The 26,977-nt window shown below is 71.4% G+C and carries 23 protein-coding genes, 4 pseudogenes and 1 riboswitch; of the genes and pseudogenes, 5 read left to right on the top strand and 22 right to left on the bottom strand.

Annotated elements, in window-relative coordinates; genetic code table 11:
• Position 1 precedes the first annotated feature (1 nt).
• Positions 2–913: a transketolase gene (locus tag V8690_RS37740; protein ID WP_338784530.1), complete on the top strand. Its 912-nt coding sequence runs from the start codon at positions 2–4 to the stop codon at positions 911–913.
• Between the two features lie 13 nt (positions 914–926).
• Here the strand turns inward: V8690_RS37740 and V8690_RS37735 are convergent, their stop codons facing one another.
• The 12 genes and pseudogenes from V8690_RS37735 to V8690_RS37680 all read right to left on the bottom strand — a co-directional run bounded on the left by V8690_RS37735 (position 927) and on the right by V8690_RS37680 (position 11,989).
• Positions 927–1,286 carry an MmcQ/YjbR family DNA-binding protein gene (locus tag V8690_RS37735; protein WP_338784529.1) on the bottom strand — a complete coding sequence of 120 codons (360 nt, stop codon included), beginning with the start codon at positions 1,284–1,286 and terminating at the stop codon, positions 927–929.
• Between the two features lie 30 nt (positions 1,287–1,316).
• A pseudogene (locus V8690_RS37730) lies at positions 1,317–1,849 on the bottom strand (GNAT family N-acetyltransferase).
• Entirely contained in the window at positions 1,846–2,418 is a 573-nt protein-coding gene (locus V8690_RS37725; protein WP_338784528.1) for an XRE family transcriptional regulator, read from the bottom strand. Before V8690_RS37725 ends, V8690_RS37730 begins: the two are co-directional and overlap by 4 nt.
• A gap of 46 nt (positions 2,419–2,464) precedes the next feature.
• Positions 2,465–3,367, bottom strand: coding sequence for a LysR family transcriptional regulator (locus V8690_RS37720; protein WP_338784527.1), 903 nt, complete (start codon positions 3,365–3,367; stop codon positions 2,465–2,467).
• On the bottom strand, positions 3,364–4,590 hold the full coding sequence (locus tag V8690_RS37715) for a glycine C-acetyltransferase (protein WP_338784526.1): 1,227 nt from the start codon (positions 4,588–4,590) through the stop codon (positions 3,364–3,366). The genes V8690_RS37720 and V8690_RS37715 overlap by 4 nt, the downstream gene beginning before the upstream one ends.
• A gap of 35 nt (positions 4,591–4,625) precedes the next feature.
• The gene (gene tdh / locus V8690_RS37710) at positions 4,626–5,654 is read right to left on the bottom strand and encodes an L-threonine 3-dehydrogenase (RefSeq protein ID WP_338784525.1); all 1,029 of its coding nucleotides are present in this window, start codon (positions 5,652–5,654) and stop codon (positions 4,626–4,628) included.
• Between the two features lie 185 nt (positions 5,655–5,839).
• On the bottom strand, positions 5,840–6,412 hold the full coding sequence (locus tag V8690_RS37705; protein ID WP_338784524.1) for a GAF domain-containing protein: 573 nt from the start codon (positions 6,410–6,412) through the stop codon (positions 5,840–5,842).
• A 61-nt stretch (positions 6,413–6,473) separates the two neighbouring features.
• The gene (locus V8690_RS37700; protein WP_338784522.1) at positions 6,474–7,103 is read right to left on the bottom strand and encodes an ATP/GTP-binding protein; all 630 of its coding nucleotides are present in this window, start codon (positions 7,101–7,103) and stop codon (positions 6,474–6,476) included.
• Positions 7,081–7,452: a DUF742 domain-containing protein gene (locus V8690_RS37695; RefSeq protein WP_338785601.1), complete on the bottom strand. Its 372-nt coding sequence runs from the start codon at positions 7,450–7,452 to the stop codon at positions 7,081–7,083. Before V8690_RS37695 ends, V8690_RS37700 begins: the two co-directional genes overlap by 23 nt.
• Before the next feature lie 2 nt (positions 7,453–7,454).
• Entirely contained in the window at positions 7,455–7,889 is a 435-nt protein-coding gene (locus tag V8690_RS37690) for a roadblock/LC7 domain-containing protein (RefSeq protein ID WP_338784521.1), read from the bottom strand.
• 68 nt (positions 7,890–7,957) lie between these two features.
• Positions 7,958–10,186 carry an ATP-binding protein gene (locus tag V8690_RS37685; RefSeq protein ID WP_338784520.1) on the bottom strand — a complete coding sequence of 743 codons (2,229 nt, stop codon included), beginning with the start codon at positions 10,184–10,186 and terminating at the stop codon, positions 7,958–7,960.
• A 537-nt stretch (positions 10,187–10,723) separates the two neighbouring features.
• Positions 10,724–11,989: an MBL fold metallo-hydrolase gene (locus tag V8690_RS37680; protein ID WP_338784519.1), complete on the bottom strand. Its 1,266-nt coding sequence runs from the start codon at positions 11,987–11,989 to the stop codon at positions 10,724–10,726.
• Between the two features lie 97 nt (positions 11,990–12,086).
• Between V8690_RS37680 and V8690_RS37675 the strand changes: the two are divergent.
• A pseudogene (locus tag V8690_RS37675) lies at positions 12,087–12,919 on the top strand (glutamate dehydrogenase); the annotation flags it as partial.
• Between the two features lie 84 nt (positions 12,920–13,003).
• Complete coding sequence (locus V8690_RS37670; RefSeq protein WP_338784518.1) at positions 13,004–13,618, top strand: TetR/AcrR family transcriptional regulator; 615 nt, start codon at positions 13,004–13,006, stop codon at positions 13,616–13,618.
• A gap of 27 nt (positions 13,619–13,645) precedes the next feature.
• Here the strand turns inward: V8690_RS37670 and V8690_RS37665 are convergent, their stop codons facing one another.
• Positions 13,646–14,389, bottom strand: a complete 744-nt coding sequence (locus tag V8690_RS37665; protein WP_338785600.1) for a helix-turn-helix domain-containing protein — start codon at positions 14,387–14,389, stop codon at positions 13,646–13,648.
• 220 nt (positions 14,390–14,609) lie between these two features.
• Between V8690_RS37665 and V8690_RS37660 the strand changes: the two genes are divergently transcribed.
• Positions 14,610–15,722, top strand: coding sequence for a serine hydrolase domain-containing protein (locus tag V8690_RS37660; RefSeq protein ID WP_338784517.1), 1,113 nt, complete (start codon positions 14,610–14,612; stop codon positions 15,720–15,722).
• Here V8690_RS37660 and V8690_RS37655 read toward each other — a convergent pair whose 3' ends face one another.
• From V8690_RS37655 to V8690_RS37635, 5 genes and pseudogenes are all read right to left on the bottom strand, one after another.
• Positions 15,723–16,085, bottom strand: a complete 363-nt coding sequence (locus V8690_RS37655; protein ID WP_338784516.1) for a hypothetical protein — start codon at positions 16,083–16,085, stop codon at positions 15,723–15,725.
• Positions 16,086–16,466: 381 nt separating this feature from the next.
• Complete coding sequence (locus V8690_RS37650) at positions 16,467–17,252, bottom strand: SGNH/GDSL hydrolase family protein (RefSeq protein ID WP_338785599.1); 786 nt, start codon at positions 17,250–17,252, stop codon at positions 16,467–16,469.
• A gap of 145 nt (positions 17,253–17,397) precedes the next feature.
• Positions 17,398–18,113: pseudogene (locus V8690_RS37645) on the bottom strand (DUF6250 domain-containing protein).
• 197 nt (positions 18,114–18,310) lie between these two features.
• Complete coding sequence (locus tag V8690_RS37640; protein ID WP_338784515.1) at positions 18,311–19,285, bottom strand: LysM peptidoglycan-binding domain-containing M23 family metallopeptidase; 975 nt, start codon at positions 19,283–19,285, stop codon at positions 18,311–18,313.
• 4 nt (positions 19,286–19,289) lie between these two features.
• A riboswitch (cyclic di-AMP (ydaO/yuaA leader) is annotated at positions 19,290–19,451 on the bottom strand.
• A 310-nt stretch (positions 19,452–19,761) separates the two neighbouring features.
• Positions 19,762–21,843: an alpha-galactosidase gene (locus V8690_RS37635; RefSeq protein WP_338784514.1), complete on the bottom strand. Its 2,082-nt coding sequence runs from the start codon at positions 21,841–21,843 to the stop codon at positions 19,762–19,764.
• Positions 21,844–22,022: 179 nt separating this feature from the next.
• Here V8690_RS37635 and V8690_RS37630 point away from each other — a divergent pair.
• Positions 22,023–22,819 (top strand): annotated as a pseudogene (locus V8690_RS37630) (tyrosine-protein phosphatase).
• A gap of 8 nt (positions 22,820–22,827) precedes the next feature.
• Here V8690_RS37630 and V8690_RS37625 read toward each other — a convergent pair.
• The 4 genes from V8690_RS37625 to dxs all read right to left on the bottom strand — a co-directional run bounded on the left by V8690_RS37625 (position 22,828) and on the right by dxs (position 26,962).
• Positions 22,828–22,947, bottom strand: coding sequence for a DUF6126 family protein (locus tag V8690_RS37625; RefSeq protein WP_274821134.1), 120 nt, complete (start codon positions 22,945–22,947; stop codon positions 22,828–22,830).
• The gene (locus V8690_RS37620) at positions 22,944–23,588 is read right to left on the bottom strand and encodes an XRE family transcriptional regulator (protein WP_338784513.1); all 645 of its coding nucleotides are present in this window, start codon (positions 23,586–23,588) and stop codon (positions 22,944–22,946) included. The genes V8690_RS37625 and V8690_RS37620 overlap by 4 nt, the downstream gene beginning before the upstream one ends.
• Before the next feature lie 66 nt (positions 23,589–23,654).
• Positions 23,655–25,070 (bottom strand): aspartate aminotransferase family protein, encoded by a 1,416-nt coding sequence (locus V8690_RS37615; protein WP_338784512.1) that lies wholly within the window; start codon positions 25,068–25,070, stop codon positions 23,655–23,657.
• Positions 25,067–26,962: a 1-deoxy-D-xylulose-5-phosphate synthase gene (dxs, locus tag V8690_RS37610; protein ID WP_338784511.1), complete on the bottom strand. Its 1,896-nt coding sequence runs from the start codon at positions 26,960–26,962 to the stop codon at positions 25,067–25,069. Before dxs ends, V8690_RS37615 begins: the two co-directional genes overlap by 4 nt.
• Positions 26,963–26,977 lie beyond the last annotated feature (15 nt).

Raw genomic sequence — 26,977 nt, 5'->3', positions numbered from 1 at the left:
CATGGACACCATGCGTGACCGTTTCGCCCCTGTCGTCTCCCGGCTGCTGGAGGAGGATCCCCGGGTCGCCGTGGTCCTCGCCGAGATCGGCACGGACGGCTTCGCCGAGGCCGCCCGGCGCCATCCCGACCGGGTCGTCAACGTCGGCATCCGCGAGCAGCTCCTGGTCGGGGCGGCCGCGGGGCTGGCACTGACCGGACTGCGGCCCGTCGTGCACACCTTCGCCGGCTTTCTCGTCGAGCGGCCCTTCGAGCAGGTCAAGCTGGACCTCGGCCACCAGGACCTGGGCGCGGTGCTGGTGAGCGCCGCCGCCTCCTTCGACTGGCCGGCGGGCGGCTACACCCACATGGCGCCGGGCGACGTGGCGCTGCTCGACACACTGGACGGCTGGACCGTCCATGTGCCGGGCCACCCGGACGAGGCCGAGACGCTGCTGCGGCACGCGGTCGCCGCGGGCGACGACAAGGTGTACGTGCGGCTGTCCGTGCAGTCCAACGGTCTGGCGCTGCCCGGCGACGGGAAGCGTTTCCGCACGGTCCGCGAGGGGCGCTCCGGTGTCGTGGTCGCCGTCGGGCCCCTGCTCGACACGGTGCTCGCCGCCACCGAGGGCCTCGACGTCACGGTCCTGTACGCGACCACCGTCCGCCCCTTCGACGGGGCCGCCCTGCGCCGGGCCACCCGGGCGGCCGGGACGGACGTCGTCCTCGTCGAGCCCTACCTGGCGGGCACCTCGACGGGCGCCGCGAACGACGCGCTGTCCGAGGTGCCGCACCGGGTGCTGGGGCTGGGCGTGGGCCGCCGCGAACTGCGGCGGTACGGGCAGGTGGAGGAGCATGTCGCCGCCCACGGCCTCGACGCCCGGTCGCTGCGGGAGCGCATCGGCGGCTTCGTCGGGGCGACGGCTCCCGCGTGAGACCCGGAGGAGGTCACTCCCCCGCCGCGAGGCCCAGTCGGGGGTGCGCCTCCAGGAGCCGGGTCGGGGCCGCCTGACGCCAGGAGTCGGCCAGGATGTCCCGCAGTTCGCCCTCGTCCTCGAGCGCGTCGAGCCGGGCCCGCACCCAGGCGAACTGCGCCTCGTGGTCGGCGATCCAGAACTTCTCCGGCTCGGCGAGCACCAGTTCCTCCCGCTCCTCCTTGGGGCAGCGCACGGCGATGGACGTCTCGTCCTCCGGCAGCGTGGCGAACATCTTTCCCGCGACCCGGAACGTGGGCATGCTCCAGGCGATCTTCTCCGTCGTGTCCGGCAGGGACAGAGCGATACGTCGTACGTCTTCGGCATCCGGCATGGCAGGCACGGTATCGGCTGCCACTGACAATCACCTGGTGAGAGCGGTTGCCGGTACGTGCTTGTAGTAGATCGTCGTCGGCCGTAGCTCCCCGTCGGGGCTCGCCGCGTAGTCGGGGATCGCGCCGATCGAGGTCCAGCCGGCGGACCGGTACAGCCGCTCGGCGGGGCTGCCGGTCTCGGTGTCCAGGTGCAGGAGGGTGACGCCGGCCTCGGCGGCAGCGCCCTCCGCCGTGGCCAGGAGCCTGCGTCCGAGACCACGGCCGCGGGCGTCCCGGTGCACCATGAGCTTGACGAGTTCGGCACGGTGACGGCTGTTCGCCTTGCCGGGGAAGGCCAGGCTCACGGTACCCAGCACCCGCTCCCCGTCGTACGCCGCCCACACGGCGAGCCTCCCCCGGCCACATCGGCGGCCCGCTCCTGCCACCAGGCGAGGGCCTCGGCACGGTCGAGCGGGGCGAGGAAGCCGACCGAGGCACCGCCGTTCACGGTGTCGACCAGCAGATCCGCCAATCCTCCCGCGCACTCGGCGAGTTGAGCTTCGTCCAGACGGTCGGCGATCACGGCCGCACCACCGCCAGCAGATACCGGACGCCCTCGGGAGCGGCACACCGGAACCGGGTCGGCCCCCACACGCGCATACGCAGGCAGTCACCGGCGCCGAGGTGGTGTTCGGTCTCCTGCGCGGTCACGTCGAGGGCTCCTTCCAGAACCCACAGGTGCTGCTCCAGACCTGCGACGGGCGGACTGTCGTAGGCGATGTCGGCGCCGGGCGAGAGGCGGGCCTCGACGAGTTCGCCGCGCAGGGCGGCGTGCGGTGGTGACACGGACCGCCGTACGAAGCCGGAGGCCTGGTCCTGCCACCGGGGCTGGTCGGCGGCGCGCACCACGGGTGCCGGTTCGGCCTCGACCTCGCTGAGCAACTGGGACATGGTCCGCCCGTAGACGGCACACAAGCGGTTCAGCAGCGAGGCCGTGGGGCTGATCTCGGCCCGCTCGGCCCGGGAGAGGGTGGAGCGGCTCACTCCGCTGCGGTCCGCCAACTCGCCCAGGGAATAGCCCTGTTCGGCCCGCAGCTCGGCCAGGCGGGCGCCCAGCCGGGTGTCGACCGGGTCCGTGTCATCGGTTCTCATATGTGGGATGCTATCCCGGATATGAGACGATCGCGTTAACGAGTCCTCACACACGGGCCGCCGCGCCGAGCGCCTCCAGCACCGGGCGGATCAGCGGGTGCTCCTCGGCTCCCCGGCGTACGGCGGCGAAGACCCGCCGGGTGGGGGCCGTGCCGTCCACGGGGCGGACGACCACCCCGGCGAGATCCATACCGCGCAGTGCCGAGCGCGGCACGAGGGCGACGCCCGCGTCGGCGGAGGCGAGGGCGACGACCGCCCGGAAGTCGTCCGATGAGTGCTCCATGCGGGGCTGAAAGCCGGCGTTCTCGCAGGCCAGGACCACCACGTCGTGGCAGGGATTGCCGGGGTACGGGCCGATCCACGCGTCCTTGGCCAGTTCGGCGAGCGGGACCTCCGCCGCGTCGGCCAGGCGGTGGGCGACCGGCACGACCGCGTCGAAGGGCTCGGCGTACAGCGGTACGTGGGTCAGTCGCGGGTCGTCGGCGGCCGGGGCGCCCCGGTACTCGACGGCGACGGCGACGTCGACCTGCCGGTCCAGCACCATCGGCAGGCTGGCGTCGCCCTCGGCGTCCTGGACTCGGATGCGGATGCCGGGCGCCGACTCGGCGAGGCGGGCCACCGCGGGCGCGACGACCAGGGCGATGCCGGTCGCGAAGGAGGCGACCGTGACGGTGCCGGCCGCTCCCGAGCTGTAGGCGGCCAACTCGGCCTCGGCGCGCTCCAGTTGGGCAAGAACCGCGTTGGTGTGGCTGAGCAGGATCTCGCCGGCGGGGGTGAGGCGTACGCCCTTGGCGCCGCGCTCGACGAGTCGGTGCCCGGTCTCCTGCTCCAGCGCGGCGAGCTGCTGGGACACGGCCGACGGGGTCAGATACAGCGCGGCGGCAGCCGCCGTCACCGTACGGTGGTCGGCCACCGCACGGAGGATGTGGAGCCGCCGCGCTTCGATCATGCGATCGATTCTCTCAGGTCGCCGGTGTTTTTCAGCCAGGCTCTCGCCCGTGCCGCCACGAAGGCGTCGACCGCGCGGTCGACGTCCTGCGTCGAGTGCGCGGCCGACAGCTGGACGCGGATCCGGGCCCGGCTTTGCGGCACGACCGGGTACGAGAAGCCGATCACGTACACGCCGCGCTCCAGCAGCAGCTCCGCCATGCGCCCGGCGACCGCCGCGTCACCGATCATCACCGGGGCGATGGGGTGGTCACCGGGCAGGACGTCGAAGCCCTCCTCGGTCATGCGGCTGCGGAAGAGGGCCGTGTTCTCGGCGAGCCGGACGCGCAGGTCGTCCGCCGACTCCAGCAGGTCGAGCACCTTCAGGGAGGTTGCCGCGATCACCGGGGCGAGCGTGTTGGAGAAGAGGTACGGGCGGGAGCGCTGGCGCAGCAGGGCGACGATCTCGGCACGGGCGGCGACGTATCCGCCCGAGGCGCCGCCGAGCGCCTTGCCGAGGGTGCCGGTGATGATGTCGACGCGGTCCATGACGCCGTGCAGCTCGGGTGTGCCGCGGCCGCCGGGGCCGACGAAGCCGACGGCGTGCGAGTCGTCGACCATGACCATCGCGTCGTAGCGGTCGGCGAGGTCGCAGATCTCGCGCAGCGGGGCCACGTAGCCGTCCATGGAGAAGACGCCGTCGGTGACGATCAGCCGGCGACGCGCGTCGGAGGCCTCCTTCAGCCGGGCCTCCAGCTCGGCCAGATCGCGGTTGGCATACCGCAGGCGGCGGGCCTTGGACAGCCGGATGCCGTCGATGATCGACGCGTGGTTCAGCGCGTCGGAGATGACCGCGTCCTCAGGGCCGAGCAGTGTCTCGAACACACCACCGTTGGCGTCGAAACAGGAGGAGTACAGGATGGTGTCCTCCTGGCCGAGGAACGCCGACAGCCGCGCCTCGAGCTCCTTGTGCACCTCCTGGGTGCCGCAGATGAAGCGCACGGACGCCATGCCGTAGCCCCAACGGTCCAGGGCCTCGTGGGCGGCGGCGATCACCTCGGGGTGGTCGGCGAGGCCGAGGTAGTTGTTGGCGCAGAAGTTGAGGACCTCGCCGGGGCGGCCGCCCGCGGTGACGTTCACGGTGGCGGACTGCGGGGTGCCGATCACGCGCTCGGGCTTGTGCAGGCCGGCGGCGCGGATCTCGTCGAGGGTGGCGCGCAGGTCGTCGCGCACGGAGTCGAACATGAGGGGCTCCTGAAGTGCTGGGCGGTGAGGGGTGGTTAAGCGGTCCAGTCGAGGATGACCTTGCCGCCGCGGCCGCTCGCCGCGTCGGCGAACGCCGCCTCGAAGTCGCGGAAGCCGTACCGGCCGGTGATCACGGGCGCGAGGTCGAGGCCGCCTTCCAGCAGCACGGACATCGCGTACCAGGTCTCGAACATCTCGCGGCCGTAGATGCCCTTGACGGTGATCATGGAGGTGACGATCCGGGCCCAGTCGACGGGGAACTCCTGCGCGGGCAGGCCGAGCATCGCGATCCGGCCGCCGTGTGTCATGTTGGCGATCATGTCCCGCATGGCCTCGGGGCGGCCGGACATCTCCAGGCCGATGTCGAAGCCCTCGCGCAGGCCGAGCGTGCGCTGCCCGTCGGCGATGGTGGCGCCGGCGACATTGAGCGCGAGGCTGACACCGATCTTGCGGGCCAGTTCCAGCCGCTCCTCGCTGACGTCGGTGATCACGACATTGCGGGCTCCGGCGTGCCGGGCCACGGCCGCGGCCATCAGTCCGATCGGCCCCGCGCCGGTGATCAGCACGTCCTCGCCGACGAGCGGGAACGACAGCGCGGTGTGCACGGCGTTGCCGAACGGATCGAAGATCGCGGCCACGTCGAGGTCGACGGGCACCCGGTGCACCCACACGTTGGCGGCGGGCAGGGCCACGTACTCGGCGAACGCCCCGTCGCGGCCCACGCCCAGCCCTATGGTGGCCCGGCACAGATGACGGCGGCCGGCCTGGCAGTTGCGGCACTTGCCGCACACCAGGTGGCCCTCGCCGCTGACCCGGTCGCCGACGGCGATGTCGGTGACGTCCCGTCCGGTCTCGACGACCTCGCCGACGAACTCGTGCCCGACCACGAGCGGGATGCGGATCGCCTTCCGCGCCCAGCCGTCCCAGGCCCTGATGTGCAGGTCGGTGCCGCAGATGCCGGTGCGCAGCACCTTGATCAGTACGTCGCCGACCCCGACGGCGGGCTCCGGGACGTCCGCGAGCCACAGCCCGGGCTCCGCCTTCTGTTTGACCAGCGCCTTCACCGCTACGGCTCCAGGGGGTGAGTCCCGGGTCCGGGCACGCCGAAGGTACCCCTGGAGCCGGGAGAGGAGTGGGATCGCACAGCAATCTGCCGTACGCCGCACGCACCGGTCCATCGAGGTTTTCTTAAGCGCCGCCTCAGCTTTCCTTCACGCCCGCCCGTGCTCTGTGGCAACCCCGGGGCGTGTCAGTAGGGCAGCCGGCCGCCCCAGCCCTCCAGCTGTACGACGAGCTGCGCGGCGTGTTCCTTGATGGCCGTCAGGCCCGGCTTCCCCCACGGCCGGGGCCCGACGTCGGCGACGCTGACCGTGCCCAGCACCAGGCCTGTACCGTCGATGAGCGGTGCCCCCAGATAGGAGCGGATACCGAACTCGTCCACCACCGGATTGCCCGCGAACCGCGGATAGTCGTGGACGTCCTCCAGGACCAGAGCCTTGCGGCGGGCCACCACATGGGGGCAGAACCCATGGTCGCGGGGCAGAGTACGGCCCACCCGGGGGCTGGAGCCGTCGCTCCGCACCACCGGCGCGACGGCCGGAACGTACAGCCCCGCGTAGAACTGGCCCCGCTCGTCCGGGAAGTTGACCATGGCGTACGGCGCCCCGGTGAGCTCGGCGAGGCCGTGCGCGAAGGCGTCGAGTGCGGGTTCGGGGCGCTCCCCCAGCCCCAGCAGGCGCAGTCGGCCGGCTCTGGCGGGGGCCTCCTTGTCCTCGGGTGTGAGCAGCAGACGACCGGCCGGGCGCGGCGGGTCGTAGCTCATGGGCGTCCTCCCGGACTGTGGGCATGCGTCATATACGGGCTCCCTGGCGGGTGTTGGGGGATCACATGTGGGCGCCATACCCGGTCGTGGGGGCGGGCGCATGGGCGATGAGGTGGCGCACGAGGGTCAGCAGGGTTTGGACCCCGGAGCTGGAGATCCGGGCGTCGCAGCACACGACGGGGATCTCCTCGGACAGGTCGAGGGCCGCGCGCACCTCCTCCGGGTCGTAGCGGTAGGCGCCGTCGAACTCGTTGACGGCGACGATGAAACCGAGGCCGCGCTGTTCGAAGAAGTCGACGGCCGCGAAACACTCCTCGAGGCGGCGGGTGTCGGCGAGGATGACCGCCCCGAGCGCGCCCTCGCACAACTCGTCCCACATGAACCAGAACCGCTCCTGGCCGGGGGTGCCGAACAGGTACAGCACGTGTTTCGGGTCGAGCGTGATGCGGCCGAAGTCCATGGCCACGGTCGTCTCGACCTTGTTCTCGATGCCGTCGAGGTTGTCGGTCGCGGCGCTGACGGTGGTGAGCAGCTCCTCCGTGCTGAGCGGCGCGATCTCGCTGACCGCGCCGACGAAGGTCGTCTTGCCCACGCCGAACCCGCCCGCCACCAGGATCTTGAGGGCGGTGGGGAACGGGTCGCCGCCGTGGCCGGAAGCGTCGGCGTAGTCAGAGCTGTCGTCGTAGTCCATCGAGCACTGCCTCCAGAAGGGCCCGGTCCGTCGGGTTGTGGTGGAACGCGGGGGGCTTGGTGGTCAGCGCCCCGCAGTCGACGAGGTCCGCCAGCAGCACCTTGGTGACGGCCACCGGCAGCTTCAGATGGGCGGCGACCTCCGCGACGGCGACGGGCACACCGCACCGCTCGAGTGCCTGCGCGTGCTCGGGGCCGAGGTAGCCGAGGGGGGTCGCCCCGGTGGCCATCACCTGCGACATCAGGTCGAGCGCGACGGTGGGACGGGTGCGGCCGTTGCTGACCGTGAACGGGCGCACCAGCCGCCCGGCCGCGTCGTCGAGCCAGGGCCCGTCACCGGCCGCCGCCACGCTCAAGGCCTCATCGCCGGGGATTCGACGGACTGCTGGCGGGGAGCGGTGACCAGGTACGGGCGGACGCTCTTGACCAGCATCGCCATCTCGTAACCGAGGACGGCCGCGTCGGCCTCTCGGCCGGCGAGCACGGCCAGGCAGGTGCCGGAGCCGGCGGTGGTGACGAACAGCAGGGTCGAGTCGAGTTCGACCACGACCTGCCGGACCTCGCCGCCGTCGCCGAAGCGGACGCCGGCGCTGCGGCCGAGGGAGTACAGGCCGGATGCCAGGGCGGCCATGTGGTCGGCGCTGTCCGGGTCCAGGCCGTGCACGGACTTCACGAGCCCGTCGCAGGACAGGAGCACCGCGGCACTCGTGTGCGGTACGCGCTGCACGAGGCCGCTCATCAGCCAGTCGAGATCGGAAACATGGGCGGTCGGCGCATCGCTCGCCATGGTGGATCGACTCCTTGGGGTACGAAGGTCTGCGGGAGCGCTGGTGGTGGGGGTGGAAACGGGAGTGGTCATCCGGCGGGTGCGCTCCCGTCGTGCCGGGTGGTGGTGTGGTCGGGGCGGGACGCGGTCAGACCGTCCCGGGCGCCGCGCGCCTCGGTTGTCCGGGCTGCGTCCACGCTGGGGAGGGCCTCGGTTTGCACCGGCTCCATGGGGATCGGGTCCCTGTGGGCGGGGTCCCTGTGGGGCCGCTTCGCATGTGTCGACCCCACGTGTGCCGACCCCACGTGTGCCGACTCCGTGTGTGTCGGCTCCGTGTGTGTCGGCTCGTTGTGCGTCGCAGGCTCCATGTGCGCCGACGGCCCCATGTCTCCCCAGTCCATGTTCCCGGCCTCCATGTGCTGTTGGGCCTCGGCGAGGCTGATGCCGCGCTGGAAGGCCGCCATCAGGTTGGGATCATGGCCGACGAGGTGGTCGGGGTCCTGGCGCGGCGTGGGACCGTCGCGCAGCTGGGGGGCGATGTGTTCCTGGGCGCGGCGGCGGGGCAGTTGGGGCTTGCCCATGGTGCCGCGCACGGTGCCGTTGCGCGGGGTGGGCAGCGCCGTCACGTTCTCGGCGAGGACGCGCCGGTCGTCGGGACTGATACCGGGCCTCGCCTCGGCCGGGGTGGGCCGCCCGCGATGGGCCCCGCGCACGGGCAGGGGCGCGGGCCGGCGGCCGCTCTGCGTGCTTCCGCCCGAGGCCGGTGCGGCCTCCTGCCGGTGCGCCCGGGATGTGGCGGGCGGGACCGACGGCGGTTCTTCCGAAGCGGCACCGGACCCGGACGAGAATCCGTACCCCGCCGAGGACCCTGGCGCAGGCGCGGATCCCGGTTCGGGCGAGCTGCCGAGCCCGACCCCACCGGACGCCTCCCCCTCGGCTCGGGACGTCCCCCTGGACGCCGCTCCGTCTCCCGCTCCCACCGCGGACTGCCCGAACTGCCCCCGCTGTCCGTGCTCCCGGGTCTGCCGCAGCGGTACGGCCGGACGATCCGTACCGCCCGCCCCGCCCTGCGGCTGCCCGGCGCCGCCGGACGCGCCCGCCTCCGCCCCCAGCAGAGCCTGCGGCACGACCAGCACCGCCTGCACTCCGCCGTAGATGTTGCTCTGGAGGCGGACGGTGATGCCGTGCCGCCTGGCCAGCTGCGAGACGACGAACAACCCGATGCGGCCGTCCGCGAGCAGCCGGGCGACGTTCACCTGGTCCGGGTCGGCGAGCAGGGCGTTCATCCGCGTCTGCTCCTCCAGGGGCATGCCCAGGCCACGGTCCTCGACCTCGACGGCGAGCCCGGAGGTGACGAGGTTGGCGCGCAGCAGCACCTGGGTGTGCGGGGCGGAGAACACCGTGGCGTTCTCGACGAGTTCGGCGAGCAGATGGATGACGTCGGCCACGGCGTGCCCGCGCAGGGTGCCGTCGATCGGCGGCACGAGCTTGACCCGCGAGTACTGCTCGACCTCGGCGATGGCCGAGCGCAGCACCTCGGTCATGGAGACCGGGTTGCTCCACTGGCGGCGGGAGACGGCCCCGCCGAGCACGGCGAGGTTCTCGGCGTGACGGCGAATGCGGGTGGCGAGATGGTCGACGTGGAAGAGCCCCTTGAGCAGGTCGGGGTCCTCCATCTCGTTCTCCAGCTCGTCGAGGATGGAGATCTCGCGGTGCACCAGCGACTGCAAGCGCCGGGCGAGGTTGACGAACACCTCGAGCTTCTGTTCGCTGCCCGCCTGGCTGGAGAGCTGCGAGGCCTGGACGACGGCGGTGACGGCGCCGTCGTGCGCACGGGTCAGGTCGGCGGCGAGGAGTTCGAAGTCGTCGGCGCCTTCGGCGGGGCCGCCGCGCTGACCGCTCTGCGGGCCGAGCTGCGGCGGTCCGTCGCCGCGGCGCAGCGTCTCGACCAGGGCGCGCAGGTCGGCCTCGCGCCGTGCGGTGGTGCGGCGCAGGACGCCGATGCGGTCGTGCACGGAACGGGCGGCCCGGTTGGCGGCCACCGCGGCGACGACGATGCCGACGAGGGTCACCGAGACCGCCCCGGCGAGCACGACCCACAGCGTCGGCCCCGGCCGCGCTCCGGTGGACCGGACGGTGAAGAGGACGGCGGCACAGCCGCTGAGGGCGACGGCGACGGGCGGCAGCACGGCGAGACGCAGCAGCTGGGGCCGTATGTGGGTCTCGGGCAGCGCGGGTGCGGTGCGGGCGGCCGGCCGCCCGTGCCGTCCGCCCTCACGGCGGTCTGCGCGTGCGGCCGGGGCGCGGAGGTGAGACATCGGTGTCCTCGTACTGGTACGTCGGGCCTGGGTGCCAGGGGGGCTTGCGGTGGTACGACCGGGCTCACGCGGCCGCTTCCGCGCGCCCCGGGCCGCCCGCCCGGACGCGGCCGGCTCCCGCCCGGCACCGCCGCGTCCGGAGTCCGTGTGCCGTTCGGAGCCGGAGGAGGCCACCACAGCGGCGCCCGTATCGGCGTCGGTCGTGCGCGGGCAGCGGGAATCCCCCTCGCGTCGACTCCCTCGTCCGCCTTGCGCCTGCACGTATCGGTCCCCACTCCCTGATCCGCCTGTTTCCCGACGGACACTGACAGTAGTCGTCAGCGCATCATGTGCGGTGGGCAGTTGACAAACTCATACGGGGAGCGTCCCGCTCTGGTATGAGGTCTCGTACGACAGACCGATAAACCCCGTCACGCCTCCGGCCATGAACGAAAACAGTTCGATCCGACCTGGTCAGAAGCGGTCACACAGACACGGCGAGGGCCGGGGAGCCTCGCGCTCCCCGGCCCTCGCCGTCTGCCTGCCGCCCGCTCCGGCTCATCCCGCCGGAAGCGTTTCAGGGTCCTCCGCGCCCGTCCCCGCCTGACCGTCACCGTCACTCAACGTATCGGCCTGGGCCACGGCTGCCGCGTTCGACGTGGTCCTGATCGTGGCATCGGCGAGGGCTTCGCCGGCCATGAAGCCGCCCGCCGGCGCGAGCGCCACACCGCGCCACCACGGCTTCGACGGGACGGTCTCGGCCGTCGGCTCGAAGGGTTCGCCGGGGTGGGGAAGGGCGATACGGGCGCCCACGGCACGGGCGGCCGCGAGGGTCCCCTCGCCGGGCTCCGCCCACGGATGTGTCGCCAGATTGAACGTGGCCCAGTGGATCGGCAGCATCGGGCCGTGCTCCGGTCCGCCCTGGAGGTCGAGGTGGGCGCGCATGCCTTCGTCGGGGGTCATGTGGATGTCGGGCCAGAAGTCCGAGTACGCGCCGATCTGGATCATCGTGGCGTCGAACGGCCCGTGCTCCGCGCCGATCTCCTTGAAACCGTCGAAGTAGCCGGTGTCGCCGCTGTGGTAGATCCGGTGCTCGTCACCGGCGACGACCCAGGAGGCCCACAGGGTGTGCTGGGTGTTGCGCAGCCCCCGGCCGCAGAAGTGCCGGGCCGGGGTGGCGGTCAGGGTGAGGCCGCCGGCCTTCGTGGTCTCGTGCCAGTCCAGTTCGCGCAGCCGGCCGGCGGACACGCCCCAGTGCTCCAGGTGCGCCCCGACGCCGAGCGGCACGGCGAACAGCGTGTCCGTGCCGGCCAGTGCCCTGATGGTGGGCATGTCCAGGTGGTCGTAGTGATCGTGCGAGATGACCACGACGTCGACCGGGCCGAGCGCGGCCAGCGGCAGGGGCACCGGGTGCAGCCGCTTGGGACCGGCGAAGGGGAACGGGGAGCAGCGCTCGCCCCACACCGGGTCGAACAGGACGCGCCGGCCGTCGATCTCGGCGAGCACGCTGGAGTGCCCCATCCAGGTCAGCCGCAGCCCGGTGGCCGGCGGCCGGGCGATGTCGGCGAGGGTGGTGGCGTGTACCGGCACCGTGCCCTCCGGGGAGCGGCGGGGCCGGGTCTCCTTGTCGAAGAAGACCTTCGCGAATTCCAGGGCCGAGCCTGAGGGCCGGGTCCGCGCGGGACCTCCGGGGTTCTGGAAGACCCCGTCCCTGAAGTGGGGCGATCTGCGGATGCGCGCCATGCGCTCACCACTCGGGTCCGCGCCGAACGCCCCGGGCTGGAGCGCGCGGAGCCCGGAGCTCAGGGAACGGAAACCGGCCACGGTACCTCCAGGTGGAGTCGGTCAGGCTTTCCATTATGGGCGGCCCCTCCGACAACACCGGGGCGCAGGGGTCCCACGACGGCGATGCTGAACGGCTCTGGTGGACCGGGCCGCGGCCGAAGCGGGGCTGGTCTCCTGCCTCCAGGCGGTGTACCCGCTGCTGGACGACGAGGCGGAGGCCCGGCGGCGGCTCGGGGAGGCGTTCGCGGTCGAGGTGGACGGCATCGCGTTCGCGGTCGAGGTGGACGGCACCGAGCTGGACGAACTGGCCGACGGCTGCGGTGTCGCCGAGGCCGCCCTCACGGCGCTGGACCGTGCCGGGGTGCCCCACGCGGGGACGGGCGTCACCCTCCAGGGGCTGGGCACCATGGGCGGGGCCACCGCGCGTTCCTCACGCGCGCGGGCGGCCGTCGCCGACGTCAAGGGCACGATCGCCAACCCGGCGGGGCTCGCCATCGAGGCGCTGCTCGCCGCGCGGGATTCCCACGGCACCGTGGACCGCGCCGCGCCCCGGCGACCGCGAACTGTCGGGCGACGCCCGGCCGTCGGCCGGCACGGACGTGCCCGCGGCCGTCTCGTACGCGATCGACGCCGGCAACCAGGAGCGGATCACCGCCCGCTGGGTCGTCGAGGCGGCCAACGTGCCCGTACGACCGGACGCGGAGCTGCTGCCGGCCGCCGCACGCGGGTGACCGTACAGCCGGACGTCGTGGTCAACTCCGGGACGAGCGCCTGATGGTGGACGCTGTCAGGGGACATCGGCGCCGACGCCGAGGAGGCGTTCGCCCACACACGCCGCTCGATGCGGTCCCTGGTCGAGCGGATGCCGGCCCGCGCCCTGGCCGACGGCACGACACCACGGGCCGCCCCCACGCACTCGTGGCGGACCGGCCGCCCGTCACAGCGGAACGGTTCGGCTGGTACCGCTGACGGACGGCGAGGCAGCCGCCCCCCTTGCCGGACCGGCCGAATACACACGTCAGGAGGGTGCACGCGCGTGTGTAGGGTGACGGCGTGACGAGAGTCCGGTTGAGCGTGGCGGAACGGCGCGGGGAACTGCTGCGGGCTGCCGTCGAGCAGATCGAGGCCCGCGGTGTGGCGGCGGTCAGGATCGCGGACGTGGCCTCGGCGCTCGGTGTGAGCAACGCGCTGGTGCTCTATCACTTCTCGACGAAGGAGAAGCTGGTCGCCGCCGCGTTCCGGCACGCGGCGGAGGCGGACCTCGCCCATCTGCGCAAACTGCTCGGCCGCCGTACGTCGGCACTGCGCCGGCTGCGGTCGGCCGTTCGGTGGTACGCCCCGACCGGCCAGGCCAAGGGCTGGCGGTTGTGGATCGAGGGCTGGGCGGCGGCGCTGCGCGAGCCCGCGCTGCGGGAGGTCACCCAGGAGCTCGACAGGCAGTGGAAGGCGGCCCTCGCCGAGGTCATCACGGAGGGCCTGGCGGCCGGCGAGTTCCACTGCCCCGACCCGCACGGCACGGCCCTCCGCCTCACCGCCCTCCTCGACGGCCTGGCCGTCCAGCTGACGTCCTACGCGGGCGGGGTGCCGCGGGCACGGGCGCAGGAGTGGGCCGAGGAAGCCCTGGCTCGTGAACTGGGCCTGGAGCCGGCGGCCTTGACTCGCCCCTGACCGGGCGGGCAGCGGCAAGACAGCCGCCTATCCGCGATGGCCGGTATCGCCCGAGGTCGTTTCGGGTTTGGCGTGGAGGACCTCGCGGGCCTGTTCAGCGGCGCGGACGAGGCTCTCGGAGACGAAGTCGACGAAGCGGGCGATGTTCTCGAGGCGGGTGGCGGCCGGGGTGTCGGGGCCGAGGACGCCGACGCCCTGCCGCGCGGTCTCGGCGAGCTGGGCGCTGGACCGGGCGCTGGCCATCATTCCCTGGTAAAAGACGTCGTCGTCGACGGCGTAGCGCTCGCGGCGACCTCCGTCGCGCTCCCGGCGGATGAGGCCCTGGCTTTCGAGGAACGCGACCGCTTTGGAAACGGACGCCGGGCTGACCTGAAGGTGCCGGACGAGTTCGGACGCGGTGAGGCTGCCCGCGTCGGTGGTGTAGAGGCAGGTCAGCACTCGGGACATCATCTTGGGCAGGCCCTGCTGCATGAGGAGGGTGGTGAACACCTCCTCGTACTCGCGCACGGCCTCGATGTCGCGCCCGTGGGCCGGCACAGGCGCCTGTGCGCCCCGGGGTACGGCCTGCCTGCGTCGGCGCGTGCGGCGTTCGGTGGCGCGGTGGGCAAGGTCGGCACGGTAGGCGGTGGGCCCGCCGTTGCGCATCACCTCACGCGTGATAGTCGAGGTCGGGCGATCGAGACCTCTGGCGATCTCCGCGTAGGCGAGGCCATCGGCCAGCCCCTGCGCGATCTGCTGACGTTCCTGCTGGGTGAGCCTGCCTCCCGGCATCGCGACCCCCTTCATGCTCCCTCAGTGCCCGCAGCATAGCGTTCACTCTCCACTTATTGCAACGAACCAACGAACGTTCGTTGCATTGAATCCACCTCCATTGCAATGATTACTCTGCCTTGAACTGCATATACGACAACTACACGCAATGAAGCTGTTGCCGTACACCTGAACGCAACGTAGCTTTTCCAGCACCCGAAACGAGAAGGAGCACACAGTCATGTCTCTCACCGCTGCCCGGCAGGATCGCCCGGAGTTGCAGGAGGCCATTCAGGAGATCGTCGATTCCGGATTCACCGGGGTGCAGTTGCGCGTGCACGACGAACGTGGCTCATGGGTCGGCAGTGCCGGGGTGCGCAAGCTGGGCGAGAGCGCCGGGCCGCCGGCCAACGGGCGGGTCCGGATCGGCAGCAACACCAAGACCTTCACCGCGACCCTGGCGCTGCAACTGGTGGCCGAGGGCAAGATCGAGCTGGACATCCCGGCGGATGACTACCTGCCCGGGTTCGAGCTGGACCGGCGGATCACGGTGCGGATGCTGCTCCAGCACACCAGCGGGGTGTTCAACTTCACCGGCGAGTACTACGACGACGGGACGTTCGCGCCGGGGATCCCCGCCACGACCGCGGGCCGGGAGTGGGTGGACAACCGGTTCAAGACCTACCGGCCGGAGGACCTGGTACGGCTGGCATTGTCCAAGCCGGCGCGGTTCGAGCCGGGGACGGACTGGAGCTACTCCAACACCAACTACGTGCTGGCCAGGCTGCTGATCGAGAAGGTCACCGGCCGCTCGCTGGCCGAGGAGATGCACCGGCTGATCCTGGGGCCGCTCGGGCTGTCGGACACCGTGGTGCCGGATACCAGCCCGGAGATCCCCGAACCGCACACCCACGCCTACTACCGGGTCGAGGACGCCGGCCGGCGGAAGACGGTCGACGTCACCCGCCAGAACCCCTCCTGGATCTCCACTGGCGGAGACATGATCTCGACGGCCCAGGACCTCCACACGTTCATCTCCGCCCTGATGACCGGCAAGCTCCTGCCGGCGCCGCTGCTGGCCGAGATGCGCACACCGCATCCCAAGACCGGCTACGGGCTGGGGGTGTTCGTGCAGGACGCGGGCGAGAACGGCGGCACCGTCATCACCCACAACGGCGGCATGGCCGGCCACGCGGCGCTGATGTACAGCACGCCCGACGCCAGCAGGACCCTGACCGCCGCGCTGAACTATGTCGACGACGCCGCGCTGTCCATGGCAGAGGCGTTCCAGAAGGCGACGCAGAGGCTCGTCAAGGAGGTGTTCGGCCGCGGCGTCCCCTCCCGCGTGAGCTGATCAGCGGTGCCCCAGGGGCACTTCCAGCTGGGCGAGCGTCGAGCTGTGCATCTCCGTGGCGAAGACGCTGCGGCGCGTCACCAGCAGACGGTGGAGCAGTCGGCTGGGGTACCACTGGGTGATGAGGAGCAGCGGGGCGCCGGGCACCTTCACCGGTTCATGGGTCTGTCCGGCTTCGGGGAGGGCGTACTCCCGCAGCGACCGGCTCCGGAGCGCGCCCAGCGTGCGGGGCCCCGGCCTCCCGGGACGACCGGGGCCAGAACTCGCCGGTGCGGCCGACGCGGCGTTCGGACCGAGTGCGAGACCGGCTCCTCCCGCGACGCCGAGTGCGACGAGCCCTCGCTGAAACGTACGACGGTCCATGCGGGCCTCCGCGGTCCGTGTCCTGTTGCCGACTGCCCACGCCTTCCGCCGTGCGTGCCCGGCGCACACAGGCGCGCGGCGTGACGCACATGATTCACGGCAGGAGTCGCTCGTCGCCCCAGAAAGGAGGCTCGCCTCGCCCTGACCACTCTTTCGGGCACATCGAAGACCATCTCCCGGGGTGACGGTCCTGATCGTCGGCGGCAGCGGTTTCCTGGACGCTGATCTGGTCCGCCGGTCGGCAGGGCAGGGCACCGCTCCCGGGGTCGCATGGCACGCCCTCGACCTGCGAGGCCCTGCCACGGCCGACCACGACCACCGCGCAGGCAGGCCCGCACCCCCGAAGCCGCACAGGCCGCCGCAGGCATCCGCGCCCGGCCCTCACGCCGCCGAAGCGATCCGCCTCCTGATGTCCTCCGGCGACAGAGCCCCCTTGGCCGTCACATGATCTCCGGACGACTCCCCACGCAGCCGCCGCCCGATCCACGGCACCAGAAACTCCCGCGCCCAGTGCACGTCGTCCCGCCGAATTTCGAGAGGCCCTCGCGCCGGCAGCGGCGGCCACGGCTGCTCCGGGTCGGCCGGAACCTCCAGTCCGAGCACCTGCCCCGCGCGGAGCGCCACCCGCGTGTGCCCCTCGGGCGACAGGTGCAGCCGGTCGGAGTCCCACGCCCTGCGGTCCTGGACACTGCGCAGGGACCACAGGTCGAGCACCGGACAGCCGTACCGGTCGGCGATGGCGCGCACATGCCCGTTGTACGTCGCGATCTTGCCCCGCAGATGCTTGAGCACGGGCACCCCACGAGTATCGAACCCGGTCGTCACCATCACCGTGCCGGAAACGGCGGTGAGCCGCACGAGGGCCCGCTCGAAACGCTCGGCCACCTCGTCCGGGTCGGTGCCGGGCCGGAGGATGTCGTTGCCCCCGGCGCAGAACGAGACGAGGTCCGGGGCCATTTCGACGGCCCGCGGAACCTGGTCCGCCACGATCTGGTCGAGGAGCTTCCCGCGCACGGCGAGGTTGGTGTACTGGAAGTCGCCTTCGGGCCGGCGGTCGGCGAGCAGGACGGCGAACCGGTCGGCCCAGCCGACGAACGCCCCGTCGGGGCCGGGATCACCGACGCCCTCGGTGAAGCTGTCCCCCACCGCAACGTACGACCCGATCACTGCTCTGCTGTCACTCTTCGAATCGTCTGCCACAGCAGCTCATTTTTCACCCTCCAATGTGACCTACGCGACCGTAGGCAGGGGTTGACGGGCGGTGAGATAAGCCACTCCCCAAGTGTTCGTCAACTCCGGAATAGGTCACCGGTCAGCGGTTGTTGGGGGTCAGGCGCCACACCCGGAAGCCCGTGATCCGGAAGTGGCTCCACACGGTCCGGAAGGCGAAATGCCCGCTGGTGTACGGCTCCGGATCGCTGTAGTCGAACACGAGCCTCCCGTTGTTCCACCACCGCACCGTCGAACCGTCGGAGACGATCCGCACCCGGTTCGGCTCGCCCGGCACCAGCAGCGGCTCGGTGTAGTCGAAGAGCAGGGGACGGACCCGGGCCGGCCGACGTACCGGCGCAGCCGGGTCGTGGTGTTGTAGTTGGCACCGTAACCGGCGTAGTACGTCGTCAGGTGGTCGTACTCCTCCAAAACCCCACCGCGCGGCGTGGCGAAGAGATCGCCCGGGGAACGGACGTCGGTCGCGTTCCAGAAGTTGTTGAGGTCCGAGACCCGGTCGTTGACCCCGCCCTCGGAGACAGGCGTGGCGGTGTACTCGAGGACGTACGGGCCTTCGAGCCGCCGCCTGAACCACACGGTCGCCCCGCTCGGCACGTCGATCTCCAGAACACCGCGAGAGGCGGTGACGGTTCCGCCGTCCTGGAGTTCGGTCGCCCACTGGCCGAGGCCGTGGCAGAAGTCGTCGTGGGCGATGAGGCGGCGACGAGGGGGCGCGGCGTTCGCCGTCGCCGTCGGGGCGAGAGCCGCCAAGGCGGCTCCGGCAGCCAGGGTTCCGAACGCTCTGCGGGTGGTCGGCACGGACACAGCTCCTTCGGGATCCGTCCAGGGACGTTCAGTAAGCGCTTGCCACTCCGGACGGGATCACTCTCTCCCAACCGCCGCCACCTGTCGATCCCTTGGCCCGATCAGCACAAGCGCACGCACACGCCGAAGGCCGGACCCGGGGATCGGGTCCGGCCGACGGTTGCGTGTCAGGCAGGTGGTCGTGCGGTAGGTCAGCCGACGGAGACCCCGTGCGAGCGCAGGTAGGCGACCGGGTCCACGTCCGAGCCGTAGTCCGGCGTGGTGCGGATCTCGAAGTGCAGGTGCGGTCCCGTCACGTTGCCGGTGGCGCCGGAGAGGCCGATCTGCTGTCCGGCGCTCACGGTCTGGCCGGCCGAGACGGAGAGCGAGGACAGGTGGGCGTACTGCGCGTAGCTGCCGTCGTTCAGCTTGATGACGACCTGGTTGCCGTACGCGCCGCCCCAGCCGGCGGAGACGACCGTGCCCGCGCCGACGGCCTTGAGCGAGGTACCGGTCGGGACGACGAAGTCGACACCGGTGTGGTAGCCGCTGGACCACATGCTGCCGGACATGCGGTACGGGGTGCCGACGGTGGCGCCGTCCACCGGGGCGCTGTAGCCGCTGGAGGCCGCGGCGGCCGGCTTGGCGGCAGCCGGCTTCGAGGCCGACTCGGCGGCGGACGACTTCGAGGCCGAGGGCTTGGAAGCCGAGGGCTTGGAAGCCGAGGACTTGGAAGCCGAGGACTTGGAAGCCGAGGACTTCGAGGACTTGGAGGCCGAGGACTTCGACGGGGACGAGGACTTGGACTCGCTCGCCGCCCCCTTCTTGCCGATCGACAGCTTCAGGCCCGGGTGGATCAGCGACGGGTCGTCGCCGACGGCGTCACGGTTGTCCGCGTAGAGCTTCTTCCAGCCCCCCTCGACGTTCTGCTCGTCGGCGATCTTCGCGAGATAGTCACCGGCCTGCACGGTGTACGTGCGGGCGCCCGTGGCCGCTTCCGCGGCCTTCTTCTCGGCGGCCGGAGCGGACTGGACGGTCTTTTCCGGAGCCGACTGCGGGGTGGCGGCGTGGGCGCCGGCCGCCCCCATGAGCGGAAGGGCGAGAGCGGCCCCGCCGGTTCCGGCGACGGCGATGGAGCGGGTGAAACGCTGGGTCTTCGGGCGGCGGTGCTTACCCTTCGCGGGCATGGCGAATTCCTCTCCGGCGCCTACGAGGTGAGCTGTCGGGTTCGGGCTGGAGATGCCCGGCCACGCCGAGGCGCGGCTTAACCCCAAGCCGTTCCGGGAACCGGAACAGGCGTCTTACCTGTGGGTCCCCCGCTCCTGCCGTACGTCGGGTCAGTGTGTGGGGCTCCGGACGGCGGCAGGATTAGGCGTCCGTCCGGATGGGTGTGGAACGTAAGCGACCAGGACGCAAAGGGACAAGCTTGCGGTTGCCTGTGACTGCGTTTTTCTTGACGCATCGGCACGTTTTCCGTCACGGAGCGTGGATTACGGATCTCCCGCTTTCCTCAATCCCCCTGAATAGCGCCAGAATTACGTGCACATGGCAACAACACATCGTTACGAATATGACGATGCTCACGCACCCCGACCACATCTCCTTTACGATCGGGGCACGTTATGTCGAAATAACCTAAGCGCGCCCTATCCGGACAGAACGGCTACTTACGCTTAAGCCGGACGACGGTGGCGTCCAGATCCCCGCGCAGACCGACCCGCAGCCCGTGATGGAGCAGCACGGCACCCCGGTGAACTTCGCCCGTTTCGAGGCATTCGTACGATGCCGTGGGGTCCAGGCACCGCAGCCGGAGCGCCGGAACGGGCTCGCCGTAGCGCTGCGCCTGGAGCCAGGCGAGGACGACGGTCTCGTCACCGAGGACGTACTGCACGGCGCTCAGGCCCCCCTCCGGCGGGCGCAGCCGGTACAGGTCGCCGCGCTGCACCACGGGCCGGATCTCCTTGTAGAGCTTCACCCAGTCCCGCGCCCCGGCGAGCTCCTCCTCCGTCCACCGCGTGAGGTCGCCGCCGACACCGAGCACCCCGGCCATGGCACTGACGAACCGGAACCGCAGGGAACTGGCCCGGTGGTTGAGCATGGCGTTCGGGCTGTCGGTGACCCAGGCGGCCATGACCCGGGCCGGATGGATCTGGCTGAAGCCGTGCTGGATGGCGAGCCGGTCGAGCGGGTCGGTGTTGTCCGAGGTCCACACCTGGTCCGTGCGGCCGAGCACACCGAGGTCGATCCGGCCGCCGCCTCCCGAGCAGGATTCGAATGCCACCCCTGGGTGGGCGGCCCGCAGTCGGTCCAACAGGGCGTACAGGGCGTGGACGTGGTCGACCCACAGCCGCTGCGGGTAGGGGTCGTCCGGCCAGCCGGCGTCGGTGAAGCAGCGGTTGAAGTCCCACTTGACGTAGTCGATCGGGGCGCTGGAGAGGAGTCCGTCGAGCCGCTGCCAGAGGTACTCCTGGACGTCCTCGCGGGCGAGGTTCAGTACGAGCTGATTACGGAACTCCGTCCGCTTTCGTCCCGGTTGGTACTGCACCCAGTCCGGGTGCGCGCGGTACAGGTCACTGTCCGGGTTGACCATCTCCGGCTCGACCCAGATCCCGAACCGCATGCCGAGGCCGTGCACATGGTCGGCGAGCGGCTTGAGGCCGCCCGGGAAGCGGTCGGGGTTGGGGGTCCAGTCGCCTAGCCCGGCCCGGTCGCTGGTGCGCGCCCCGAACCAGCCGTCGTCGACCACGAACAGCTCGACACCCATGGCGGCGGCCCGCTCGGCGAGTGCCCGCTGCTGCTCCTCGGAGATGTCGAACTCGGTGGCCTCCCAGGAGTTGAACAGCACCGGCCGGTCCTGGCCGGCGTCCGGGATCACGTACGCCCGCTGGTAGGCGTGCCAGGCGCGGCTCGCCCCGCCGAAACCGCCGTCGCTCCAGAGCCCGGCGAAGACCGGGGACGTGTACGACTCCCCCGTGCCCAGCATCAGCAGGCCCGAGTCGTCGTAGCCGGCCCCGCCGGTGATCTGCACGCGCGCGTCCGGGAGTTGGGCCACTGCGATCCGCCAGGAGCCGGACCAGCCCAGGGCGCATCCGTACACCTCGCCGCGCTCCTCGGTCGCGTCGGTGTCGAGCGCGACCCACGGCAGGTGCTGGTGACCGGTGTGGCCGCGGCGGCTGCCGATGACCTTCTCTCCGTGAGCGAGGACGGAGCGCTCCAGCCGGGACTCGGCGCCCCAGCGGCCGTGCAGCTGGGACAGCCGCCAGGCGTCGCGGTCGGGCAGGGTCCAGGTGGCGGAGTCGGCGCGCAGCACCTCGACGGCGGGTCCGTGGTTGTCGAGGGTCACCCAGCGCTCGACGACGTCCGTCGAGAAGCGCATCCGGTAGTGCAGCGTGATGGTCAGGTCACCGTCACTGAAGCGCAGCCGCAGCTCACCGCCCTCGCCGTCGGCGTCATGCCCCTCGTAGGTCCACTCGGTGCCGCGCCGCTCCGGGGTGCGTACGGACAGGGCGGGCCGCACGAAACGGGGACCTCCCTCGACCGGATACTCCTCGCGCCCGTCGAGCGGGGACTCGAAGGGCCAGTAGTCCGGCAGCGGCCGGACGGCGAGGGCCTCGGCGTCGGCGAGGCCGATCCGGGGGCCCCAGTGCAGGTGCAGCAGCTCGTCGCGGTCGGTGACATGGACGGCGTAACTACTGGTCGGCCCCGAGAGCACCCACGTACGACCGTCTTCGGAGATGTCCAGCATCAAGACCTCACAGATTCGAACAGGCCCGACCAGGTGCGACCAGGCCCCAACATCATCAAGGGCTGTGGGGGCTCCCGGCAACGCCTGTGGACAACTCATTGCCCCAGGCAGGCATGTCGTATCGTCGAGTGATGCCCGTCGACGAGCCGCGTCGGCGGCGCCGAAGGGGAGGAGCCCTCGTGACGCAGCAGGTCCCGTCGACCGAGCCCGAGCTGGCCGGAGTGCGCAACTTCCGCGATGTGGGCGGACTGCCGACCGTGGACGGACGGCGGGTGCGGCAGGGGGTGCTGTTCCGCAGCGGCCACCTCGCCCATGCGACCGGGGGGACGCCGCCTTCCTGACCACCCTGGGCCTGCGCACGATCTTCGACTTCCGCAACGAGGCGGACCAGAAGCTCGAAGGGCCGGACGTCGAGCTGCCGGGCGTGCGCAATGTGAACCTGCCGCTGAGCGACCCGGCCGACGGCGCCGAGTTCTGGAAGATGGTCCGCGACGGCGACCTGGACCAACTGCGCGCGATCCTCTCGGACGGCAAGGGCGCGGACCGCATGATCGCCTCGTACCGCACGATCATCAAAAGCCGCACGGCCGAGCACTCCCAGGTGCTGCACGCGCTCGCCGAGGACAGCGTCCCCGCCCTGATGCACTGCGCGGCGGGCAAGGACCGCGCGGGTCTGTCCATCGCGGTGACGCTGCTCGCCCTGGGCGTCGAGCGCGAGGCGATCGTCGACGACTACCTGAAGTCCAACGCCAAGCACCGCCGCTACAAGGTGCACCGCAGCAGCTCCGCCGCCTCGGCCTACTCCCCCGAGGTCATGGAGCTGCTCAGCCCTCTGTTCGACGCGCGCGCCGAGTACCTGACGGCGGCCTTCGACACCATCGAGGAGACCTGGGGCGGCGTCGAGGCCTATCTGGAGAAGGGCCTCGGGCTCGCCCCGGAGACCCGGGAGCGGCTGCGCGAGCGGCTGCTCGACTGAAGACGCCGCTAGCGGGCCCCTGCCTCGAACAGGAAGTACACGAAAGCGGCGAAGATGTGCCCCACCACGAGGTAGATGAACAGCCGCACCCACAGGGCGCGGGGGAACTTCTCCTCCATGTCCTTCATGACCCGTCTCCATGGGTGGGGCCCAGGCACAGGGCGGCCGTGGGGCTCTGCAAGAGGGTGTGGACGAAGAGCAGCTCGACGCCGTCCGGGTCCTGGGCGGCGATCCGGTGCGGGGTCAGCGAGTCGAAGTGGGCGCTGTCGCCGGGCGCGAGCCGGTGCGTGGTGTCGCCGAGGCTCAGCCGCAGCCGTCCCCGGAGCACATGGAGCCACTCCTCGCCGGGGTGGACGCGCACGATGTCGCCCTGGGAACCGTACGGGACGTGGACGCGCAGGGCCTGCATCCCGCGCCCGGAGGCGCCGGCTCGCCAGTACGTCCAGCCACCCGCAGCGGTCGGTTCCATGTCGGCCGCGCGGACGACGGCGTCCCGGCCGGCGACCGTTTCGCCGAGCAGCTCGGCGACGGTCGTACCGTAGACGCGGGCGAGCGCGAGCAGCATCGGCAGGGAGGGCTGGCGCTGCCCGGTCTCCAGGCGGGAGAGATGGGCGGGCGACAGCCCGGCGGCGCGGGCCGCGGCCTCCAGGGTCAGGGAAGCCCGGCGCCGCAGTGCACGCAGCTGCGGCGCGACGGCGGGCAGCGCACCGGCCGCCTGGTCAGCCGACGGGGCGGCCCCGGAGGACCGCTCGGTCTCGGAGGAGCTCATGCCCTCATTCAGCCGGAGCCTTGCCCCACCGGCAAATTTGTTGCCTCAGAGGCAAAAAACGCGCGCTTACCGGTTGGCCACCGCCTGTTTGACGAGTGTCTTGCCGAAGTCCCAGACCAGCCCGCCGTCGTGTGCGTCGTCCATCACGGCGGTGAAGGCGTCGACGAACCGGTCCACCTCCCGCTCGCCGATGATCAGCGGCGGGATCAGCTTGATCACCTCCATGTGGTCGCCGGAGACCTGGGTGAGGATCCGGTGCTTCTGGAGCAGCGGTACGACGACCATCTGCGCGAACAGTCCCTTGCGCGCGGCCTGGAGCATGGCCCAGCGGCTGCGCAGCTTCAGCGACTTCGGCCGGCCGAACTCGATGCCGATCATCAGGCCCCGGCCGCGGACGTCGGCGAGCATCTCGTACTTGTCCGTCAGCGCCGCCAGGCGGGATCGGAGCTGTTCCCCGGTGGCGCGGACGTCGGCGACGATCTGCTCGTTCTCCAGCACCGACAGCACCGCCAGGCCCGCAGCCATGGCCTGCGCGTTGGACCCGAAGCTCGCCGAGTGGACCAGCACCCGGTCCATCGACGAGTAGACCTTCTTGAAGATCCAGTCCTTGGCGAGCGTGGCGCCCACCGGCACATAGCCGCCGGAGAGCGCCTTGGCCACGCACACCAGGTCGGGTTCCACGCCGTCCTCGTGCTGGTAGCCGTAGAAGTCGCCGGTACGGCCGAGGCCCGTCTGCACCTCGTCGGCGATGAGCAGCGCCTTGTGCCGGTGCAACAGTTCCTGGGCGGCCCGCAGGTAGCCGGGCGGGGCCTCCAGCACGCCCTTGCCCTGGATCGGCTCGACGATCAGGGCGGCGACGTCACCCTTCCTCAACTCCCTTTCCAGCGCGTCGAGATCTCCGAGCGGTACGGCCGTGTCGGGCAGCAGCGGGGCGAAGCCGTCGCGGAAGCCGGACTCGCCGTTCACGGAGAGGGAGCCGGTGGTCAGGCCGTGGAAGGCGTGCGCGCAGTACAGGACCCTGGGCCTGCCGGTCACGAACCGGGCGAACTTCAGCGCGCCCTCGACGGCCTCCGTGCCGCTGTTGCCGAAGAACACCCGGTCCAGGTGCGGGCTGTGCGCGAGCAGCTTCTCGGCCAGCAGGCCGGGCAGCGGCTGGCAGTCGAACCGGGTGAGGTCGGCGAGCTGGGCGTCCAGGACGTCGTGCAGCGCCTTGCGCACGACGGGGTGGTGGCGGCCCAGGCCCATCACCCCGAACCCGGCGAGCATGTCCAGGTAGTCGTTGCCGTCCGCGTCGTAGAAGTAGGCACCCTCGGCGCGCTCGTAGACCTTGTCGAAGCCGATGGTGTGCAGCATGCGCGGGAGCTGGTGGTTGAGGTACCGGGTGTGCAGCTCGTAGCGCTCGGCTCCGCGTTCGGCCAGCAGCCTGCCGAGGTCGAACGCCCCGGCCTGCGACGACTGCGACGCGGACTCGGCGGTTGTCATTCCTGTGGCTCCTTGGGCAGCTCTTCCTTCACGGTCAGGCTCGCGCCGATCCGTCCGGCGACCTCGACGGGTGTCAGGCCGATGTCGGCGAGCACCTCGCCCCGCTTGGCGTGCGCGAGGAACTGCTCCGGGATCCCGAAGCGCCGTAGGGGGACGTCGACCTCGGCATCGCCCAGGGCCAGCGCCACGGCCGAGCCGACCCCGGCCGCCCGGCTGTTGTCCTCGACGACGGCGACCAGGCGGTGTTCGGCGGCGAGGCCCGGGAGCGCCGGGTCGACGGGCTTGACCCAGCGGGGGTCGACGACGGTGCAGCCGATGCCGCGGGCTTCGAGCAGCTCGGCGGCCTGGAGGCATACGGGCGCCATCACGCCCACGGCCACCAGCAGGACCTGCGGCTTGGAAGCGCGGTGCAGCACGTCCAGTCCGCCCACCCGGTCCACGGCCGGGATCGCCGGGCCGACGGACTCCTTCGGGAAGCGCAGCAGGGTCGGCGCGTCGTCGACGGCGACGGCCTCGCGCAGCTGGGCGCGCATCTGGTCGGCGTCGCGCGGCGCCGCGATCCTGAGGCCGGGGACGACCTGGAGGACGGACATGTCCCACACGCCGTTGTGGGAGGGCCCGTCGACGCCGGTGACACCGGCCCGGTCCAGCACGAAGGTCACCCCGCAGCGGTGCAGGGCCACGTCCATCAGGAGCTGGTCGAAGGCGCGGTTGAGGAAGGTGGCGTAGACGGCGACGACCGGGTGCAGGCCGCCGGTCGCCAGGCCCGCCGCGGACACGGCCGCGTGCTGCTCGGCGATTCCCACGTCCCACACCCGGTCCGGGAACCGTTCGGCGAACCGGCCCAGGCCGACCGGATGGAGCATGGCGGCGGTTATCGCGACCACGTCGTCCCGCTCCTCTCCGATCCTGACGATCTCCTCGCCGAACACGGAGGTCCAGGAGGGGCCGCCCGTCGGCGAGAGCGGCTCGCAGGTCAGCGGATTCATGACGCCGACGGTGTGGAAGTGGTCCTCCTCGTGGGCGAGGGCCGGTTCGTAGCCGCGGCCCTTCTCCGTGAGGCAGTGGACGAGGACCGGTCCGTGGAAGCGTTTGGCGCGCCGCAGCGCGGACTCCACGGCACCGATGTCGTGCCCGTCGATCGGGCCGACGTACTTCAGGCCCAGGTCCTCGAACAGGCCCTGCGGGGCGAACGCGTCCTTGAAGCCCTTCTTCGCGCCGTGCAGGGCCTCGTAGAGGGTGTTGCCGACCAGGGGCGTGGCCTGGAGCACGTCCTTGCCCCAGGCCAGGACCCGCTCGTAGCCGTCGGTCGTGCGCAGCGTCGCGAGGTGGTTGGCGAGACCGCCTATGGTCGGGGCGTAGGAGCGTTCGTTGTCGTTGACGACGATGATCAGCGGCCGGTTCTTGGCGGCCGCGATGTTGTTCAGCGCCTCCCAGGCCATGCCGCCGGTCAGGGCTCCGTCGCCGATCACCGCGACGACATGTCCCTTCTCCCCGCGCACCTGGCAGGCCTTGGCGAGCCCGTCGGCCCAGCCGAGCGAGGTGGAGGCGTGGCTGTTCTCGATGACGTCGTGCTCGGACTCCTCGCGCGAGGGGTAGCCGGACAGGCCGCCCTTGCCGCGCAGCTTGGAGAAGTCCTGGCGTCCGGTCAGCAGTTTGTGGACGTAGCTCTGGTGGCCGGTGTCCCACAGGATGCGGTCGACCGGCGACTCGAAGACCCGGTGCAGGGCGACGGTGAGCTCCACCACCCCCAGGTTGGGCCCCAGATGGCCCCCGGTCCTGGCGACCGCGTGCACCAGGAACTCCCTGATCTCGTCGGACAGTTCGTCGAGTTCCGCCTCGGACAGCGCCTTCAGGTCGCGTGGTCCCCGGATGCTCTCCAGAATCGTCACGCTCGGGCCCCCTTC

Origin of the sequence: Streptomyces sp. DG1A-41, from assembly GCF_037055355.1 — a bacterium.
In the GTDB taxonomy this organism is placed as follows: Bacteria; Actinomycetota; Actinomycetes; order Streptomycetales; family Streptomycetaceae; genus Streptomyces.
This window is presented reverse-complemented; position numbering and strand designations above follow the sequence as displayed.

What these genes read in the sequence shown, in the direction of transcription:
- V8690_RS37615 (WP_338784512.1), bottom strand. Translation starts at nt 25,070, where the DNA reads ATGACAACCGCCGAGTCCGCGTCGCAGTCGTCGCAGGCCGGGGCGTTC.
- V8690_RS37725 (WP_338784528.1), bottom strand. Translation starts at nt 2,418, where the DNA reads ATGAGAACCGATGACACGGACCCGGTCGACACCCGGCTGGGCGCCCGC.
- V8690_RS37740 (WP_338784530.1), top strand. Translation starts at nt 2, where the DNA reads ATGGACACCATGCGTGACCGTTTCGCCCCTGTCGTCTCCCGGCTGCTG.
- V8690_RS37640 (WP_338784515.1), bottom strand. Translation starts at nt 19,285, where the DNA reads ATGCCCGCGAAGGGTAAGCACCGCCGCCCGAAGACCCAGCGTTTCACC.
- V8690_RS37720 (WP_338784527.1), bottom strand. Translation starts at nt 3,367, where the DNA reads ATGATCGAAGCGCGGCGGCTCCACATCCTCCGTGCGGTGGCCGACCAC.
- V8690_RS37635 (WP_338784514.1), bottom strand. Translation starts at nt 21,843, where the DNA reads ATGCTGGACATCTCCGAAGACGGTCGTACGTGGGTGCTCTCGGGGCCG.
- V8690_RS37705 (WP_338784524.1), bottom strand. Translation starts at nt 6,412, where the DNA reads ATGAGCTACGACCCGCCGCGCCCGGCCGGTCGTCTGCTGCTCACACCC.
- V8690_RS37620 (WP_338784513.1), bottom strand. Translation starts at nt 23,588, where the DNA reads ATGAGCTCCTCCGAGACCGAGCGGTCCTCCGGGGCCGCCCCGTCGGCT.
- V8690_RS37700 (WP_338784522.1), bottom strand. Translation starts at nt 7,103, where the DNA reads ATGGACTACGACGACAGCTCTGACTACGCCGACGCTTCCGGCCACGGC.
- V8690_RS37690 (WP_338784521.1), bottom strand. Translation starts at nt 7,889, where the DNA reads ATGGCGAGCGATGCGCCGACCGCCCATGTTTCCGATCTCGACTGGCTG.
- V8690_RS37735 (WP_338784529.1), bottom strand. Translation starts at nt 1,286, where the DNA reads ATGCCGGATGCCGAAGACGTACGACGTATCGCTCTGTCCCTGCCGGAC.
- V8690_RS37655 (WP_338784516.1), bottom strand. Translation starts at nt 16,085, where the DNA reads ATGGACCGTCGTACGTTTCAGCGAGGGCTCGTCGCACTCGGCGTCGCG.
- V8690_RS37665 (WP_338785600.1), bottom strand. Translation starts at nt 14,389, where the DNA reads ATGCCGGGAGGCAGGCTCACCCAGCAGGAACGTCAGCAGATCGCGCAG.
- V8690_RS37715 (WP_338784526.1), bottom strand. Translation starts at nt 4,590, where the DNA reads ATGTTCGACTCCGTGCGCGACGACCTGCGCGCCACCCTCGACGAGATC.
- V8690_RS37685 (WP_338784520.1), bottom strand. Translation starts at nt 10,186, where the DNA reads ATGTCTCACCTCCGCGCCCCGGCCGCACGCGCAGACCGCCGTGAGGGC.
- V8690_RS37625 (WP_274821134.1), bottom strand. Translation starts at nt 22,947, where the DNA reads ATGAAGGACATGGAGGAGAAGTTCCCCCGCGCCCTGTGGGTGCGGCTG.
- V8690_RS37660 (WP_338784517.1), top strand. Translation starts at nt 14,610, where the DNA reads ATGTCTCTCACCGCTGCCCGGCAGGATCGCCCGGAGTTGCAGGAGGCC.